The organism is Devosia naphthalenivorans, assembly GCF_003056355.1.
GTDB lineage: Bacteria > Pseudomonadota > Alphaproteobacteria > Rhizobiales > Devosiaceae > Devosia > Devosia naphthalenivorans.
Map to the genome: position 1 here is coordinate 142404 of NZ_PYVW01000002.1, position 15078 is coordinate 157481.

At 63.4% G+C, this 15078-nt stretch carries 14 protein-coding genes and 1 riboswitch; of the genes, 7 read left to right on the plus strand and 7 right to left on the minus strand.

The genetic code is table 11. The features are described from left to right. Positions 1 to 12: 12 nt before the first annotated feature. Positions 13 to 1302, plus strand: coding sequence for an adenylosuccinate synthase (locus tag C8264_RS03835; protein ID WP_108459642.1), 1290 nt, complete (start codon positions 13 to 15; stop codon positions 1300 to 1302). Between the two features lie 48 nt (positions 1303 to 1350). Continuing rightward, on the plus strand, positions 1351 to 3375 hold the full coding sequence (locus C8264_RS03840) for a hypothetical protein (RefSeq protein WP_108459643.1): 2025 nt from the start codon (positions 1351 to 1353) through the stop codon (positions 3373 to 3375). Here C8264_RS03840 and C8264_RS03845 read toward each other — a convergent pair. From C8264_RS03845 to thiB, 3 genes are all read right to left on the minus strand, one after another. Next, positions 3369 to 4007 (minus strand): ATP-binding cassette domain-containing protein, encoded by a 639-nt coding sequence (locus C8264_RS03845; protein ID WP_108459644.1) that lies wholly within the window; start codon positions 4005 to 4007, stop codon positions 3369 to 3371. The genes C8264_RS03840 and C8264_RS03845 overlap by 7 nt on opposite strands. After that, a complete protein-coding gene (locus C8264_RS03850; protein WP_108459645.1) occupies positions 3994 to 5607 on the minus strand; it encodes an ABC transporter permease family protein in 1614 nt (537 codons plus the stop codon). Before C8264_RS03850 ends, C8264_RS03845 begins: the two co-directional genes overlap by 14 nt. 295 nt (positions 5608 to 5902) lie before the next feature. After that, on the minus strand, positions 5903 to 6910 hold the full coding sequence (gene thiB / locus C8264_RS03855) for a thiamine ABC transporter substrate binding subunit (protein WP_108459646.1): 1008 nt from the start codon (positions 6908 to 6910) through the stop codon (positions 5903 to 5905). Between the two features lie 67 nt (positions 6911 to 6977). Continuing rightward, positions 6978 to 7074, minus strand: a riboswitch (TPP riboswitch). Between the two features lie 41 nt (positions 7075 to 7115). Between thiB and C8264_RS03860 the strand changes: the two genes are divergently transcribed. After that, positions 7116 to 7805 carry a thiamine diphosphokinase gene (locus C8264_RS03860; protein ID WP_162783440.1) on the plus strand — a complete coding sequence of 230 codons (690 nt, stop codon included), beginning with the start codon at positions 7116 to 7118 and terminating at the stop codon, positions 7803 to 7805. Positions 7806 to 8382: 577 nt separating this feature from the next. Here the strand turns inward: C8264_RS03860 and rpoH are convergent. Together rpoH and C8264_RS03870 are read right to left on the minus strand one after the other, a co-directional pair. Then, positions 8383 to 9252, minus strand: a complete 870-nt coding sequence (rpoH, locus tag C8264_RS03865; RefSeq protein ID WP_108459647.1) for an RNA polymerase sigma factor RpoH — start codon at positions 9250 to 9252, stop codon at positions 8383 to 8385. 278 nt (positions 9253 to 9530) lie between these two features. Continuing rightward, positions 9531 to 10559 (minus strand): RluA family pseudouridine synthase, encoded by a 1029-nt coding sequence (locus tag C8264_RS03870; RefSeq protein WP_108459648.1) that lies wholly within the window; start codon positions 10557 to 10559, stop codon positions 9531 to 9533. Here C8264_RS03870 and C8264_RS03875 point away from each other — a divergent pair. Next, positions 10558 to 10908, plus strand: a complete 351-nt coding sequence (locus C8264_RS03875) for a hypothetical protein (protein ID WP_162783441.1) — start codon at positions 10558 to 10560, stop codon at positions 10906 to 10908. The two genes, C8264_RS03870 and C8264_RS03875, sit on opposite strands and share 2 nt — an antisense overlap. On the opposite strand, the gene C8264_RS03880 is transcribed toward C8264_RS03875, so the two are convergent. Further along, the gene (locus C8264_RS03880; RefSeq protein WP_108459650.1) at positions 10905 to 11858 is read right to left on the minus strand and encodes a hypothetical protein; all 954 of its coding nucleotides are present in this window, start codon (positions 11856 to 11858) and stop codon (positions 10905 to 10907) included. The genes C8264_RS03875 and C8264_RS03880 overlap by 4 nt on opposite strands. Before the next feature lie 197 nt (positions 11859 to 12055). On the opposite strand from C8264_RS03880, the gene C8264_RS03885 reads away from it, so the two are divergent. Both C8264_RS03885 and C8264_RS03890 read left to right on the plus strand, forming a co-directional pair. After that, the gene (locus C8264_RS03885) at positions 12056 to 12637 is read left to right on the plus strand and encodes an ArsR/SmtB family transcription factor (RefSeq protein ID WP_108459651.1); all 582 of its coding nucleotides are present in this window, start codon (positions 12056 to 12058) and stop codon (positions 12635 to 12637) included. Beyond that, entirely contained in the window at positions 12634 to 13848 is a 1215-nt protein-coding gene (locus C8264_RS03890) for an MFS transporter (RefSeq protein ID WP_108459652.1), read from the plus strand. Before C8264_RS03885 ends, C8264_RS03890 begins: the two co-directional genes overlap by 4 nt. Position 13849: 1 nt before the next feature. On the opposite strand, the gene C8264_RS03895 is transcribed toward C8264_RS03890, so the two are convergent. Further along, positions 13850 to 14419, minus strand: a complete 570-nt coding sequence (locus C8264_RS03895) for a DUF1134 domain-containing protein (protein ID WP_108459653.1) — start codon at positions 14417 to 14419, stop codon at positions 13850 to 13852. Positions 14420 to 14561: 142 nt separating this feature from the next. Here C8264_RS03895 and C8264_RS03900 point away from each other — a divergent pair, with 142 nt between their 5' ends. Beyond that, positions 14562 to 15029 (plus strand): YHS domain-containing (seleno)protein, encoded by a 468-nt coding sequence (locus C8264_RS03900; protein ID WP_108459654.1) that lies wholly within the window; start codon positions 14562 to 14564, stop codon positions 15027 to 15029. The last annotated feature ends 49 nt before the right edge of the window (positions 15030 to 15078 follow it).

Sequence of the window (15078 nt, forward strand, 5' to 3'; positions counted from 1 at the left end):
AGAAGGTATTTCATGGCTAATGTGGTGGTCGTCGGCTCGCAGTGGGGCGACGAAGGCAAGGGCAAGATCGTTGACTGGCTTTCCGAGCGCGCCGATGTGGTGGTGCGCTATCATGGCGGCCACAATGCCGGCCACACGCTGGTCATTGACGGGGTCAGCTACAAGCTCGCCTTGCTGCCATCGGGCCTGGTACAGGGAAAGCTCAGCGTCATCGGCAATGGCGTCGTCGTCGACCCGCACCACTTTGTTCAGGAAATGGCCAAGCTGCGCGGGCAGGGTGTCGAGATCACGCCGGAAATACTGCGTATTGCCGACAATGCGCCGCTGATCCTGTCGCTGCACCGCGAACTTGATGCCATACGCGAAGACTCCAATTCGGGTCTCAAGATCGGCACCACCAAGCGCGGCATCGGTCCGGCTTACGAAGACAAGGTGGGCCGTCGCGCCATCCGCCTGGTCGATCTGGCCGAGCCAGATACGTTGATGGTGAAGATCGAGCGCCTGCTCGGGCACCACAATGCGCTGCGCCGGGGCATGGGTCTTGCCGAGATCGAGGCACAGACCATTTATGACGAGCTGACCTCCGTCGCCGCCGAAATCCTGCCCTTCATGGACCAGGTCTGGCAGGTGCTCGACGACAAGCGCAAGGCCGGGGCCCGCATCCTGTTCGAGGGCGCGCAGGGTGCGTTGCTCGACAATGACCACGGCACTTATCCGTTTGTTACCTCGTCCAACACAGTCGCCGGCCAGGCCGCTGCCGGTTCGGGCCTGGGGCCCACGGCGATCGGCTATGTGCTGGGAATCACCAAGGCCTATACGACCCGAGTGGGCGAAGGCCCGTTCCCGTGCGAACTCGACGACGAGATCGGCAAGCACCTGGCGACTGTCGGCCGGGAAGTGGGTGTCAACACCGGCCGGCCACGGCGTTGCGGCTGGTTCGATGCGGTGCTGGTGCGCCAGACGGTAAAGACGTCCGGCATTTCGGGAATCGCCCTGACCAAGCTGGACGTTCTGGATGGCCTCAAGGAGATCAAGGTCTGCGTCGGCTATGAACTGGACGGATCACGGATAGATTATTTGCCTGCCTCAATGGGGGCACAGGCGCGGGTTAAGCCGATCTACGAGACGCTGGAAGGCTGGTCCGAGACCACCGCAGGCGCCCGCAGCTGGGCGGAGTTGCCGGCCCAGGCTGTCAAATATGTTCGCTATATCGAAGAGCAGATCGGGGCTCCGGTGGCGATGTTGTCGACGAGTCCGGAGCGAGCCGACACCATCCTTGTCGTTGACCCATTCCAAGACTGAGTTTTTTTGTTACAACACGTCGCTGACATCGTGAGTATCAAGTAACCAATGGCGGACTACAAAGAGCTGTTACGCCGGGCCATCTCGGCGCTGCCGGAGAATAATGGTGCCGCACGACGTGCGGTTTATGAAAAGGCGCGTTCGGCTCTTGTGGGCCAATTGCGCGCTATTCAACCCCCTCTGGCGGCCCGTGATATCACCCAACACCGGCTGCAGCTTGAAGACTGTATCCGCCAGGTCGAGCAGGAAGCCAGCGAGGCGATCATCTCCCTGGGGCGCGACGCTGGTTTGGGGGCGCGCTTTGCGCCCAAGCCTCCTGCTCGCCCGGTTGAGACTGCCGCGCCGGCTCCGGTCAGCGCGCCAGAACCGGTAGAGGCACCCCAGCCGGTTGAGGCCGCTGAGGACGAGCCGCCTGCACCTATAGCCGAGCCGCCAGCGCAAGTGAACGAGCCCGAGCCTCCGCTTGCCGCTCCGCCCTCGGCCAAAGTGGTCTCGATCGAGGACATTATCGCCCAGGCTGCTGCGGCGTCGGGGAGCGATGTGGTCGCCGCCGAAGAGCCGGTCGAGGCGACCGAAACTCCGCCGGTTGCCAAGCTGGAGCCGAAGACGCCGCCGATCAGCGTCGTCAAATCGGGCCCGACTTCTCCCGTACCGAACAAGAGCCGCCCATCCGAAGCTCCGCTCAAGAGCCCTGGTTTCGAACCACGGCGTGATCCGATGCCATTGGTGGGGAGCACGGCGCCACGGCTGGAGCCAAGCCTTGGCCGTGGGCAGGCCGTGGCGCGGCAACAGGATGTCGTTCCGCTGATCTTGCCGGCTACACAGCCGGTCGAAACGGCTCTGTCCAGCGTTCGAGAAGTCGAACTTGAAGCGAGCCAGCCCGATCCGACCGAAGCCGAAAGCGTCATCGAGCGCGCTATCGAGACGTTGGACCGTGAGGCACGCGGCGAGATTACCGAGATTACGGAAGCTCCCGTCGAGCCGGCCGCGGAGACGGCCCGGGAGGCTGCCGATCGCATGTTTGCGGCGCCCAAGGCGCCTCCGGCGGCGGAGCCGGAAGAGGCGGGCTTTGTTGCCGCACCGGCCGCAGCGCGCTCAAGCGGCGGTGTCACGATTTTCCTCATCGTTTTCGCCGTACTGCTGTTTGGTGCTGGCGGCGCAGGCTTTTGGGCCTGGCGTGAAGGCTATATCGATCTCGACCAGATGTTCGGCCAGGGTGCCCCGGTGACCGAAACAGCCGATGTCTCGCCGAGCACAACCCCGACGCTGGACCCGGTTCAGCCCACGGATACGCCCGTGACCGAGGGGCCAGGGAACACCGCCACGGCCACCAACCCTGAACCAACGTCGACGCTGGACGGCCTGCAGGTTGAAGACCGGCTGGAGCCGACGCCAGAACCGGTCGTGCCCGAACCATCCCAGAGCGTGCTGCCCGGCATCGGCGCCACCGAAGAGCCCAAGGGCGAAGAACGCCTGCCGGTCGAGGATCCTGCGATGGCTGCCGACGTCACCGATCCGACGGCTTCGGTAGATCCTGCGGTTCTCGCCGGTAGCCAGTCGCTGCTGCTTGAGGCAAGTGCGGACGGACGGACCGGCGCAGTGCCATTCTCGGGCACGATCGAGTGGACCAAGGGCGAGGACGAACTGGGCCTGCCGACGATCGTGGGCAATGCCAGCATTCCGGCGCGCAATCTGGGCGTCGAGATCACCATCCGCAAGAATTCCGATCCGAGCCTGCCGGCGAGCCATCTGATGGAGGTGGACTTCGACGTCAACGACACCTTTATCGGCGGCACCATCGCCAATCTGCCGGGCGTGTTGCTCAAGAACGAGGAATTGGTGCCGGGTACGCCGCTGGTTGGTGCCTCGGCGCGGGTCGTGGGCAATTCGTTCCTGTTTGCACTCAGTGCCTCGCCGAACGACCTCGAGACCAATACCGACCTGCTCGAATCCCGCAAGTGGATGGATCTGGCGGTGGTCTATGGCACCGGGCGGAACGCCATCATCACCCTGGAAAAGGACGAAGAGGCGCAGGGCATGTTCGACGAAGTCTTCACGGCCTGGGCTCAATAGAGCTCAAGCCGTCCTGCTTCGATGCGGTAGCGGCGCTGCGCCAACTGTTCCACATCGTCGGCGTGATGGCTGACAAGGATGGTGTGCCAGCGGTGGCGAATGGTGAGTGTCTTCACCAGGTCGCGGATGGTTTGGCGGGTTTCATCGTCAAGCGCCGAAAAAGGTTCGTCCAGCAGCAGAACGGGCCGGTTGCGCAGCAAGGTGCGTGCAAGGGCAACGCGCTGCTTTTGCCCGCCTGAGAGGGTGGCGGCGATTTGGTGCTCGACGCCGCTCAAGCCAACCTCCGCCAGTGCCTGACCGACTTTCTGGCGGGTGGTGTCCTTCGAGGTTCGCGGTGGCAGGCCAAGGGCTATGTTGCGACCGGCGCTCAGATGCTCGAACAGGCTTTCCGATTGCAGCAACAGCGAGATCGGTCGCTCCTCGGGCTGGAGGGGCACGAGTTGGATATCGTCGAGCGTGATCCGGCCTGAGCGGGGCTCCAGAAAACCGGCGATAAGGTCGAGCAAGGTGGATTTCCCCGATCCGCTTGGGCCCGAGATGGCGGTGACTTCACCCGCCTCGGCGATGAAGCTGAAACTATACTCCGTTGGCTGGCCGGGGTGGACAAAGAGCAGATCTTCAACGCGCAGCATCAGCGATCTTTCCGAAGAGTTTGGGCAGGCCGGCGAAGGCCAGGATAGTGCCGATCAGCAGGATGGCGGCGATGGCGCCCGCATCGTTGTTGCGGTAGGAGCCCAGCGCGCGGAACATCATCAGCGGCAGGGTCTGGAAATCCTGGGTGCCGAACAGGGCGATGACGCCCAGATCGCCAAGCGAGAAGCAGAAGGCGAGCGCCAGCATGACGCCGAGGTCGCGACCGATCAGGGGCAGTTCCACGAGCCGGAATTGCCGCCAGCCGGAAAGACCCAACGAGCGCATCAGCTTGCCCCGGCCGCGGGCGATAGTTTCGAGCGGGGGCCCCAGCGTGGCAATGGCGAAGGGCAGGGCGAGCAGGCTGTTGGCCAGGATCACCACGAAAGGTGCGGCTTGGGCGGGGGCGATGCCGAGGGAGCGGACCAGCAAGAAGAAGCCGAGCGAGAGGACCACAGCGGGGACGGCGAGATAGGCGAAGGCCGGCATCCCAAGCAGGGTGCGTAGTGGCCCGTTGGCAGTCGCGCCGCGCCCCATGGCGAGAGCAAGGGCCAGTGCAAGGGTGAGCAGGGCCGAGGCGCTGCCGACGGCGAGGCTGGTTCCTGCGGCCCACCAGAAGGTCGGTTGGGCCAGGACCCTTCCGATGCTGCCGACGCCCCCGACCAGTACGGAAAGGAGCGGGAGCACGAAGCCGAGAGTGGCGATGGCGAGCACCAGGCCTTGCAGGATGCGGGCGGTGGATGAGTCGCGCCAACGCGGCGGCGTCGACGCACCGAAACTGGTGGGGACCGGGGCTAGGGCGGAGGCGATGAGGATAACGATGGAGCAGACGGCGATCTGCGTGGCCGCCAGCCGCACGGCGCCACTGAGGTCGAAATCCTGCCGGACGGCGGCGTAGATGGCGACTTCCAGCGTCTGGTTGGCGGGGCCGCCGCCGAGCAGCAGCACGATGGGGAAGCTGGTGAAGGCGAGGAGAAAGATGATCGCGCCGATGCCGGGCAGGCTGCCGCGCAGGGCGGGCCAATCGATCAGGGTGAAGCGCTGCCATGCCGAGAGGGCAAGTGATTGGCCGGTCTTGAGCCGGTTGGCGGGAACGGCGTCGAGACGCGCCAGCAGGATGCGGGCCGCGAAGGCGCCGTCGAGCACCACATGGGCGAAGAGAATGCCGGAGAGGCCGTAGGCGGGGCTGCCGATCGAGACGCCGAACAGCGCTTCGCTCGCCTGATTGATCCAGCCATTGCGGCCCCAGATGGCGAGGAGGCCGAAGGCGACCACCATGCCGGGGGTGACGATGGCGGAGGCGAAGAGCCCCACGACGAGGTCACGGCCGGGGAAGCGGAGGCGGTTGAGGGACCAGGCCAGGGCGGTGCCAACGGCGAGGGAGAGCACGGTGGTCAGGCCTGCCTGGATGGTGGTCATCCGGAGCAAATGGGGGATGTCGATGCGCGAGGTGCTGCTGCTGTCGGTTGCTGCGGCAAGGATGGCCCAGAGCACCAGGGCGATCAGCGTGGCGATGGCGGCGGCGAGCGTGATCGCGGTTGCGATGCGGAACGGGCGGTGGGGTAGGGTCAGCATGGCAGGCCGCGATACCGTGCCGACCACCAGGCCGCACCTCCCCCTTGACGGGGGTACTGTTCACTGTGGGCGCATGACTGGCGGTGGAGATGCGATGCATCCTTTCCACCGGGCGGCACCTCCCCCTCGACGGGGGAGGCTGGGACGGGGGAGGCTGGGACGGGGTGGCGGTTGGCCCCAATATTAGGGCTAAACGCCCCCCACCCTTGATCCCTCCCCGCAAGGGGGAGGGTGTCGACTGAAACGGCGGCGCAACGAGCCCGATATGAACCCTCCTCGCAAGGGGGAGGGTGCTGTGCCGTGGGTGCGGACATATCGCGGTCTACTGCACAGCCGCCAGCATTTCGTCGATCCAGCGCTGGCTGTTGGCGGCAATGTCTTCGTCGCTGATGGTGAGAGTTTTTTCGGGCTGCGGCAGGCTGGCGAAGGCGGGGTCGAGGTCGGCGCCGAGGTCGGTGACCGGGAACATCCAGTTGGTGGTCGGGATGATCTTCTGGCCATCAACGGATGCCAGATAGTCGAGGAACTGGCGGGCCAGTTCGGGCTGGTCGGAGGATTTGAGCATGCCAGCAACTTCGGTTTGGGCCAGATGGCCCTCGTCGAACAGGGCGGCGTGGATGGTTTGATCGTCTTCCGAGACGATGTGGTAGGCGGGCGAGGTGGTGTAGCTCAGCGCCATGTCGGCTTCGCCCTCAAGGAACAGATTGTAGCTCTCGCTCCATTCGCGGGTCACGGTGAGGATGTGGGGCTTGAGGCCGGCCCAGATCTCGGGGGCGCGGTCGCCATAGGCCGCGGCAATCCAGAGCACGAGTCCGAGGCCAGGGGTGGCCGAGCGCGGGTCCTGCACCACGATCTTGAAGTCGTTGGGCAGGGCAATCAGTTCTTCGAAGGATTTGGGGGGCGTGGTGAGCGTGTCGGTGTCATAGACGAAGGCGAAGTGAGCGTAGTCGAAGGGCACGAAGGTCGTGTCGGTCCATTCGGTCGGCAGGGCCAGGTGGCTGAGGTCGAGTTCGTGTTCGGCGAACAGGCCGGTGGCGCGGGCTTCGCCGGCGATGGCGGTGTCGAGGCCGACGATCAGGTCGGCTTCGGTGGTTTCGCCTTCCAGCTGGACGCGGCGCAGGGTGCCGATGGAGCTGTCGGCGGCGATGAAATCGACGGTGCAATCGCCGCAAATGGCTTCGAATCCTGCCTTGAGGCTGGGGCCGGGGCCCCATTCGGCGGCGAAGCCATCATAGGTGTAAATGGTGAGCTTTGGCGCGTCCTGGGCGATGGCGGGGCCAGCGATGAGTCCGGATAGGACCGCAAGCGCAATGGATGTGAATTTGACCATGGGTCAATCCCTTCAATGGTTGCGGCCATGAGTGAAGGGATGTGTGTCAATGGCTGGCGCCGAGACGCTCTTGCCATCTCGAACTTCCTCCGCCAGCATGACCTGGTTCAGGTTCAATGGGTAATTCTCAGCTCCGGTTTCACGGAACACCCCAGCGAGACGCCACACACTTAATGAGAGCTGTATCGTAGTGCAAGACACTTCCGTGACGACAGCGGACGCGCCTATCCTCGCTTTTGAAGGCCCCATTGCCATTGTTGGGGGTGGTGCCGTGGACCCCGGCCTGCTGGTGGCGCTCCACCGCCGTGGCGTGGTGCTGATCGGAGCCGATGGCGGGGCCGATGCCATTGGCGCGGCGGGCTTGGTGCCGGCGGCGATCATCGGCGACCTCGATTCGCTGCAGGATCGATCCGGCTGGGAGCGCCGGACGCGGGTGATCCATATTCCCGAGCAGATCACCACCGATTTCCAGAAGGCGCTGTATTCAACGAAGGCGCCGGTGACGCTGGCGCTGGGCATGACGGGCAGGCGGCTCGACCACACGCTGGCGGCGCTGAGCGCGGTGCTGCAATATGCGCCCCAACGGCGGCTGCTGCTGGTGGATGAGGTGGATGTGGCATTGGCGGTGGTGGGATCGATCAGCTTCGAAGCTGGCAGGCGTGAGCGGGTTTCGATCCATCCGCTGGTGCCGATCCGGTTCGAGCGCTCCAGCGGTTTGTTTTATCCCATGGATGGGTTGCGGCTCGAGCCGGGCGGGCTGATCGGCACGTCCAATGAGGGCAATGGCGAGCGGGTGGAGATCGTGCCGGCGGATGATACGCCGTGGCTGCTGATTCTAGCCAAGGAGCGGTTGTGGGATCTGGTGCAGGCGAGCCGAAGCGCCGCCCGGGCGTGATGCCCTGCGGGTGATGGGTCGGTGTTTGTCGCGGCAGGCTGCGACATGGGGCGAGGTTCGTCCCGGTGCCGGTCGTCCGGCAAAATTGGTATGAGGTGGAACCCACCTCGCCCCATGTTTCCGGGGGCTCTATGGAGTAAGGACCGTCTGCGGCTAGTCGCCCGTGCCGAAAGTCACACCGGGGGCTTTAATCGGTGCCAGATCATCCTTGTGCCACAGGAGATGGAGCGACCCCCACCTCACCCGGCATTCCCGCACCGACCGTTCGTCGCGACCGCGCAGCATGTGCGGGAATGGGGGGATGATGACATGACGCCGTGGGTGGGGGGAGAAGGGGGATAAGTTAGGTCCTTTTCCCTTGTGGCTTCCACACCCACTGGCGTTTCCCCCGGACTTGATCCGGGGTCTCTCGTCGCTTGTGCCGTGGGGAGAGTGGCCCTCGGGTCGAGCCCGAGGGAAACATCTGTGGGTGGGTGGGAGGGATTGTGCCATACACGATTGGGGAGTGAGGCGGTGTGCTTCTCGTAACAAAAAAGGCGGGCACTGGGCCCGCCTTTGTCATTCGATCATTTAACGCCTAGTTTGCGTTCGCCGCTTCCTTGACGGCGTCCTGCACTTTTTCGAAGGCGCGGACTTCGATCTGGCGGATGCGTTCGCGGCTGACTTCGTATTGCTGGGCCAGCTCTTCGAGGGTCGAGGGGTTTTCCTGGAGGCGGCGGGCATGGAAGATGGCGCGTTCGCGCTCGTTGAGCACGTCCATCGCGTTGTTCAGCAAGCCCATGCGTTCGGAATATTCCTCGCTTTCGCCCAGCTTGGTTTCAGCGCTCGGCGTGTCGTCGACGAGCCAGTCCTGCCATTCCGATGAGCCTTCATCAGCCCGCATGGGCGAGTTGAGCGAGGCATCGCCGGAGAGGCGGGCGTTCATCGAGACCACGTCGTCTTCGGTTACCTTGAGCGTGGTCGCGATCTGCTTGATCTGGTCGGGATGGAGTGCACCATCGTCCAGGGCCGCGATCTGTCCCTTCACCTTGCGCAGGTTAAAGAACAGGCGCTTCTGGGCGGCGGTGGTGCCGATCTTGACCAGGCTCCAGCTGCGCAGGACATATTCCTGGATGGCGGCGCGGATCCACCACATCGCATAGGTCGCCAGGCGGAAGCCCTTGTCGGGCTCAAAGCGCTTGACTGCATGCATCAGGCCGACATTGCCCTCGGAAATCACTTCCGAGATGGGCAAGCCATAGCCGCGATAGCCCATGGCGATCTTGGCCACGAGACGCAGATGCGAGGTAATCAGTTTCTGGGCAGCGCCGGGATCGGCATGTTCCTTGTAGCGCTTGGCCAGCATGAATTCTTCATCCGGTTCCAGCATCGGGAACTTGCGGATTTCCTGAAGATAACGGCTCAGCCCGCCTTCGGCTGAGAGGGTTGGAAGATTGGTCTGGGCCATTTATTGCACCCCTTTCATGTTCCCCCGAGACGAGGACACCAGATTTGCGAAAGCCCACGCAAACCGAATAGCGCCCTCGAGGGCAGATAGCCTGGCCGATGTTCACTCGACCCATCGGCAAACTACGATGAATATATAATCGGCAATTTGGCGATTGTAAGAGGACCAAACCGCCAAAACGGTTACAAATCGGCAAGGATCAGCCGAATATCGGGATTTTGCCCTTGGTATCAATACGTCCCAGTGCAAGGTCTGGTTCATTCACCATGCAGTGAGGGCTAGCGCGCAAAGGCCTTGTTATAGTTCTCCAGAGCCTCCTGCAATGCCTCCAGATCGGGCGGCAGGGGGGCTTCGAAGAACATTTCCTCCTTTGTGACGGGGTGCTCGAAGCCCAGCTCGGCCGCATGCAGCGCCTGGCGGCCAAGTGCTACAAGCGGCTCGACGACGTCGGCGGGCAGCTTGTTGATCTTGGTCGCGTAACCTGAAGCATAGACCGCATCGGCGACCAAAGGATGGCCGATATGGGCCATGTGGACGCGGATCTGGTGGGTGCGGCCGGTTTCGAGGTGGCATTGCACCCGGGTGATGTCCCAGCCCTCGTCGCCGAAGCGCTGTTCCACGAAATAGTGGGTGATCGCTTCGCGTCCATCCTTGCGCACGGCCTGCTTGAGCCGGTTGTTCTGGTCGCGTCCGAGCGGGGCATTGACCGTGCCCTTGCCAGTTTCAGTCGAGCCCCAGACAAAGGCGAGATAGGCGCGATGCAGCGGGCCGGTACGGCCGTGATCGGCGAACTGCTCGGAGAGGTGCTTATGCGCCTTTTCGGTCTTGGCGGCGACCATGACGCCGGAGGTGTCACGATCTAGACGATGCACTATGCCGGGGCGCTTGACGCCGCCAATGCCGACGAGGCTATCGCCGCAATGGAACAGCAAGGCATTGACCAGAGTGCCGCTGGGCGAGCCGGGGGCAGGGTGCACCACCATGCCGACGGGCTTGTTGATGACGATAAGCTGGTCGTCCTCATAGAGGATGTCGAGCGGAATATCCTCGGGCAGCGGTTCGGCATCTTCTGGGGGTGGGGCAAGAAGAGTGATTGTCTCGCCCGCGGTAAGCCGGTATTTGGGCTCGCTGACGGTTTGGCCGTCGATGGTGACGGCGCCGGTCAGGATCAGATCCTTGATCCGGTTGCGGCTCAACACATTGTGAGCCCTGGCCAGCACGGCATCAAGCCGCCCGCCGGCCATGTCGGCGTCAACGACGACTTCGACTTCGTCGACCTCGAACTCCAGTGCGGTATTATCGGCCATGAGCAATCCTAACGAGAACGGGCCTAGCGGCCCCAAAGCGGATGAGCCGCTATCCCCCGAGGCGCTGGCCATGTTCAGCAAGGCGCGCCGTTCGTTCGGGATATCGATCGGCATCCTGTTGCTGGGCTTTATGGCGATTGGCTTCGCCCTTGTCTATCGTGTGATGCGCGATGCACCCCCGCCCGCTATCGCGGAAGCGGTCAGTTTGCCGGCCGATGCCCAGGTGGTCTCGGCGCTGGTCAGCGAAGGGCAGATCAACGTGACCTATACTGTGGGTGGCGTAACGACGCTGGCGCTGTTCGATCTGGCGACGGGTGAGATGAACCGCAGCGTGGTAATCGGCAACTAGCGTCCCCGGATTTCCTGCAGCGCGGCCATGCGGTTCGACACGGCGCTTGAGCGTTCGCTCGTGGTGTCCGGGGGAGGATCGGTCAGGCTGTCGCCGTCATCGGCGAAGCGCTGGACGCGGTCGAACAGGCTTTCGCTCTCGCCGCTGCCGGTATTGTCGGTTTCCACGGCATAGACGAGGCGGCTGACATTGGCCGCGATGTTGTTGAGCTTTTCGCGCAAGGCGGCTTCATCAGCGGTGTCATTGTCCCAATCGGTCAGGATGGTGTTTTCCACATCGGCCACCTTGCTGCGCAAGGCGCCCAATTCTTCCTCCTGGGTCAGCTCGTCCGCCAAAAGCGGCTCGTTGTGGCCGGGGGTGATTTCCACCACCTGTCCGGTTTCGGCCAGAAGGGCGCTGAGCCGGTTTTCCGCGCTGGCAATGCGGGCTTGGGCGGTCAGGACATCTTCCAGCTCGGGTGGGGTGCTGTCCTCGTCGGCTGGAGGGGGCTCGCGTAGCGCGGCCAGTTCCTGGGTGCGCACCTCCAGATCGCGTTCCCGCATGCGCAGCTTTTGCGCCAGATCGGTGTTCTCGCGCTCGAGTTCTCCGAGACGCGACTGCAGCTCGACAGCGCGGGTTTCCAGATCCTGCACGATGGCCTCGTGCTTGGTGCGTTCGGCGTTAAGCACGCCGAGATCGCTGCGCGCCTGGTTGAACTCGCCCAATTGCTCGGCAAGCTTGCCGCGCAGCGCCTCGATGGTCATTTCGAGGCGCCGCGTGGTCAGCGCGAATTCGGCGCGCAACTGATCCTTGTCGGCGCGAAATTCCGCCATGGTGATCGGCGTTGCAGCCTCGATGCGGCGCTTGGTGAGGCGTACTGCGCGCTTCCAGACGGCGGGCAGGATGATCAATGCGATCAGCCCTGCAACCAGCACGCCCAGCGCGAAGTACATCATGTTCTCGATCAGCATGGGCTGAGCTCCAAACGCGCGCCCGACACATGGGGCGGAATTTTTCCTTGGCACAGGGGCCAGGGCCGATGTGACTTGTCGTTTTATCCCACATGCAGGTCAACAATGCATCAATGGCTGTTTTGTGACTGCAAAGGAATCTTTGCAAAGGAATGTTTGCAGACTTATGCTGAGGCTCATCTGAAGAAGGGGTTGCCATGCGCAAGGTCAGCAATGTCGTGCCCGATGCAACCGCGCTCAAGGCACTGGCGCATCCGGTGCGGCTGCGCATGTTGGGAATGTTGCGGATCGACGGACCTGCGACTGCAACACAATTGGCGGGGCGGCTGGGTCTTAACAGCGGCGCCACCAGCTACCATCTGCGCCAATTGGCCCAGCACGGCTTTATCGAGGATGCACCGGGTCCATCGCGACGGGAACGCTGGTGGCGAGCCCGCCACGAGACGACGTCGGTGCTAAGTGCCAGTGCAAGCGGGGAAGACCTTGAGCTGGGCGTGGCGTTTACCCAGGCGGCGCTGTCCGGACAGGTTAGCCAGATGCAGCAGGCCGTGGAGGAATATGCGCGACTTCCCGAAGCGTGGCGCAAGGCCAGCACGGCAAGTGACCTGACCATTCCGCTGACGGCCAGCGAGGCCGACGCCCTGACGGCCAAGATCATGGATCTGTTGTGGGAGGCGATGCGCAATGCGCCCCCGCTTGGGGAAAAGCTGGAAGGGGGCAGGGAGCCTTTTTCGCTCATTCTGCACGCGTTTCCCTATCCGGGACGGCTGGGCAAGTGACCGGGCGGCCGTTTCTGACGCTTGCGGTGGCTGAGGCGCTGTCGCTGTCGGGAACGAGACTTTCGACCATCGCCATTCCCTGGCTGGTGCTGAGCACCACTGGAGACGCCATGCAGACCGGCCTTGTCGCCATGGCCGAGATGCTGCCCTACGTCGTGGCCAAGGCGGTGGGCGGGCCATTGATCGACCGGCTGGGTGCGCGATCCATGGCGATTGCCTGCGATCTGGGTTGCGTGCTGGTGGTGGGCCTGGTGCCGCTACTGCATGGGCTGGGCCTGCTCAGCGTGCCGGTGCTGCTGCCGATCGTGTTCCTGCTCGGCGTGTTGCGTGGCCCATCCGACGCGGCAAAACAGTCGCTGGTGCCGCAAGTGGCGGTGGCTGCCGGCTTGCCGCTCGAACGGGTGACGGGGGTGGTCGGCGCTATCGAACGGCTGGCATCCACTGCGGGCGCAGCGGGAGCGGGGGCGTTGATCGGCTGGATCGGGGCGGTCGAGGCGCTCTGGGTGAATGCAGCAACCTTCGGGTTTGCTGCGCTGGTGCTGCTGGTTGGCCTTGCTAGGGGAGCGAAAGCCGAGGGCCATCCGCAGCGCCGCTCTTACCGGCAGGATTTTGCCGAAGGTTGGCGTTTTCTGAGATCCGATGCGGTGCTGATGGGGATCGTCATCATGGTGGCGGCAACCAATCTGCTAGACCAGGCCTATGCCACTGTGCTGCTGCCGGTCTGGACGCAGCAATCGGGACACGGCCCGGCGCTGCTGGGCATGATGTTCGCGGCTTTCGCGGGTGCGTCCATGCTTGGCGCCATCATAGCCGCGATGATCGGGGAGAAGCTGCCGCGACTGCTGGTCTACACAGTCGCTTTTCTCCTGACCGGTTTCCCTCGCTTTGTGGTGTTTGCTGTCGAGGCGCCGCTATGGGGGATTTTTGCGGTGTTGGTGACGGCGGGGTTTGCTTCGGGGTTCCTCAACCCGATCCTCTCCGCCGTGATGTTCGAGCGTATTCCCGCAGCGCTGGTGGGGCGGGTGACTTCGATTTATGGCGCGCTGTGCTGGGCGCTGATTCCGTTAGGCGGGCTCGTCGGCGGGGCGCTGATCGGTCTGGTGGGACTTGCGCCGGCGTTTGTGCTGATGGGACTGGCCTATCTGGCGGCGACACTCCTGCCGCTGATGCGCAGGAGCTTTCGCGGTTTCGCCCGACCGGTACTGCCCTAGCTCAGAAGGGGTTCCAGGTGGGCTGGTTGGTGAAATTGAGGTAGCCGATATTGACGCCCAACCGGGCACCGACGCCTGAGCGGATCGGCACCATGACAACAGGGCCACGCTTGATCACCGTCATGCCGAAGCCGCCCAGCACATACGCTGATCCATTTACCCCGGCGTAGCGGCCCAGGACGTCGCCGATCTGGTTTAGGTTATAGACCAGCATCATGACCTTGGAGCCATCCCCCCCGATATCGAAGCCGAGGGAGGGGCCTTGCCAATAGACGGCGTATTGGCCGGCATTGCGGGTGTAAACAGTGCCTTCGCCGTAACGCGCACCGGCAAACAGGGCGCCGCCCGCGTCTTCGCCCAGAATATAGCCGTTGGGCAGGCCGAATTCGCTGACGGCACGCTCGACCAGCGACGCAAGGCCTTGGGACGCGCTGCCGAAGAACTCGCGGCCGCTTTCGACCAGTTCTTCGCCGGAATAGGTATCACTGAGCGAGCCTTGGGCAAAGGCTGCCGGCACGGGAGCGACAATGGAGGCCAGCAGGGCAAGGAGGAGGGCAAGGCGCTTGATCATCTGGGATCTCCTGGGATCGCGGCGAGGCAGGCAGTTACGGTCTCGTTAAGGCTTGGGCCCTAGTTTTACGTCACGACACCGCACGTCCGGCCTGCCGATCATTGGACCAATGATGACGCAAACCTCTAAACAAATCTTAACCATGCTGGCCTTTGTTTTGCCCTTGTTCGGCATGGTTTCTGCCGCAATCGCGCCCTTGCAAGCGCAATCGGTGGTGACGCTGATCGTTACCGATCCGCTGACGGGCATCGCCATGTCGGGCTATGATCCGGTGAGTTATTTCACCGAGGACAGGCCTGTCGCCGGCCGACCCGATTTCGAATTCACCTGGCAGAACGTGCCCTGGCATTTTGCGACGGCGGCTAATCGTGACGTGTTCAGCCGGGCGCCTGAAATCTATGCGCCGCAATATGGTGGGCATGACGGGATGGGCATTTCACGCGGCTTCGTGGCAGACAGCGATCCGCGGATTTATACGGTCTTCAAGCAGCGGCTCTATCTGTTCTATTCGGCAGCCAATCGGGAAGCGTTCTTGCTGGCGCCCGATGCTGCCGCGCGGACGGGGGAAGAGAAATGGGCCAGTCTTTCCCGCCAGCTTTCGGTCAACTGACGGCGGCCCGGTTTTTGGGGTCCACTTTTAACCTTCTCACTTTAATGTC

Excerpts from the sequence above, each read along its gene's own strand:
- C8264_RS03835 (WP_108459642.1), top strand. The coding sequence starts at position 13 with ATGGCTAATGTGGTGGTCGTCGGCTCGCAGTGGGGCGACGAAGGCAAG.
- C8264_RS03840 (WP_108459643.1), top strand. The coding sequence starts at position 1,351 with ATGGCGGACTACAAAGAGCTGTTACGCCGGGCCATCTCGGCGCTGCCG.
- C8264_RS03845 (WP_108459644.1), bottom strand. The coding sequence starts at position 4,007 with ATGCTGCGCGTTGAAGATCTGCTCTTTGTCCACCCCGGCCAGCCAACG.
- thiB (WP_108459646.1), bottom strand. The coding sequence starts at position 6,910 with ATGGTCAAATTCACATCCATTGCGCTTGCGGTCCTATCCGGACTCATC.
- rpoH (WP_108459647.1), bottom strand. The coding sequence starts at position 9,252 with ATGGCCCAGACCAATCTTCCAACCCTCTCAGCCGAAGGCGGGCTGAGC.
- C8264_RS03875 (WP_162783441.1), top strand. The coding sequence starts at position 10,558 with ATGAGCAATCCTAACGAGAACGGGCCTAGCGGCCCCAAAGCGGATGAG.
- C8264_RS03870 (WP_108459648.1), bottom strand. The coding sequence starts at position 10,559 with ATGGCCGATAATACCGCACTGGAGTTCGAGGTCGACGAAGTCGAAGTC.
- C8264_RS03880 (WP_108459650.1), bottom strand. The coding sequence starts at position 11,858 with ATGCTGATCGAGAACATGATGTACTTCGCGCTGGGCGTGCTGGTTGCA.
- C8264_RS03885 (WP_108459651.1), top strand. The coding sequence starts at position 12,056 with ATGCGCAAGGTCAGCAATGTCGTGCCCGATGCAACCGCGCTCAAGGCA.
- C8264_RS03895 (WP_108459653.1), bottom strand. The coding sequence starts at position 14,419 with ATGATCAAGCGCCTTGCCCTCCTCCTTGCCCTGCTGGCCTCCATTGTC.
- C8264_RS03900 (WP_108459654.1), top strand. The coding sequence starts at position 14,562 with ATGCTGGCCTTTGTTTTGCCCTTGTTCGGCATGGTTTCTGCCGCAATC.